The organism is Aureimonas ureilytica (assembly GCF_001475935.1).
Lineage (GTDB): Bacteria > Pseudomonadota > Alphaproteobacteria > Rhizobiales > Rhizobiaceae > Aureimonas > Aureimonas ureilytica_A.
This window is the reverse complement of sequence record NZ_LDQA01000023.1, coordinates 1-1,192: the sequence shown is the minus strand read 5'-3', so window position 1 is coordinate 1,192 and position 1,192 is coordinate 1. Positions and strand designations below refer to the sequence as shown.

At 68.2% G+C, this 1,192-nt stretch carries 2 protein-coding genes; both read left to right on the top strand.

Features of this window, described 5'->3' with window-relative positions; translation table 11 throughout:
• The first annotated feature begins 89 nt into the window (after window positions 1-89).
• A complete protein-coding gene (locus NS365_RS10780) occupies window positions 90-728 on the top strand; it encodes a lysozyme (RefSeq protein WP_058600297.1) in 639 nt (212 codons plus the stop codon).
• Window positions 728-1,075: a DUF6527 family protein gene (locus NS365_RS10775; RefSeq protein WP_058600296.1), complete on the top strand. Its 348-nt coding sequence runs from the start codon at window positions 728-730 to the stop codon at window positions 1,073-1,075. The genes NS365_RS10780 and NS365_RS10775 overlap by 1 nt, the downstream gene beginning before the upstream one ends.
• Window positions 1,076-1,192: the final 117 nt, after the last annotated feature.

Genomic DNA, 1,192 nt, shown 5'->3' with positions numbered 1-1,192 from the left:
GCGCACCTTCGCACTCATCTGCGCCTTCGCTTCGGCAGGCGCCTTCGTCGCGCGCATCGTCGCTCAGAACTCGCTGCCGGAGGATGACGATGCCCGTTCATAAGATCGTCGCCACCAAGCGGGGGAAAGCCGCCCTGGCGGGCGCGGCCGTGCTCGCCATCACCAGCGGCTGGACCGCCTGGACCGCGCGCACGCCGGTCGAGACGCCGGCCACGATCCGCGCAGCGATCGACAAGGGGATGACCCCGCCTGCCGTCTCTCTCGCCGTCGATGGGCTCATCAAGCCGTGGGAGGGGCTCGCCCTGAAATCCCATTGGGACCACTACGCCAAGATCTGGGACATCTGCTACGGCGAGACCCGGGTCAACGGCCAGCCGGTCAAACCCGGCATGAGCTTCACGCCGGCCGAGTGTGAGGCGATGCTCCGGCGCCGCGTCGTGCGCGACTATTACCTGCCGCTCGTCGATGGCGTTCCGGGGTTCCTGGCCGCGCCGGTCAGCTTGCAGGCCTCGATGACGTCGGGGGCCTATAATTTCGGCGCTTCGGCCATGATCCGATCCACGGCCGCCCGGCATCTGACGTCGCGGCGCTATCGGCAGGCCTGCGAGGCGCAGACGGCGTTCAACAAGGCTGGCGGGCAGGTCGTCAATGGCCTGGTGAAGCGTCGCGAGATGGGCGACGCGCAGCGTCTCGGCGAGGCCGAGCTTTGCGTTTCGGGGCTCGAGTGATGGGCGCGCGTGGAGTGCTGCGCTTCGGCGCGGGCGGACAACTCTTCCTTCAATGCCCAGGATGCAACCAGCGGCATGGCATCAAGGTTGGTGAGGGGGCCGGGCCGCGCTGGTCCTGGAACGGCGACTACGGCCGACCCACCTTCCAGCCTTCCGTCCTGGTGCAGGGCGTGCAGCCTTTGACCGACGACGAGCATGATCGTGTGATGGCGGGCGAAGCGATCAATCCGCGTCCGCTCGTCTGCCACTCCTTCGTCAGGGACGGACACATCCAGTTTCTGGATGACTGCACCCACGCCCTGGCCGGGCAGACCGTCACGCTCCTCCCGATCGGGGACGAAGAATGACGGGCCCGCTCGACAGGTTCAAACTCGCTGCGGCCGTCGTCGCCGGCCTCGCGATCGGTTGCTCGGCAGCCGGCGCCTACGGCATCTTCGTCGCCCTGCCGGCCGCGCGTGAGGACG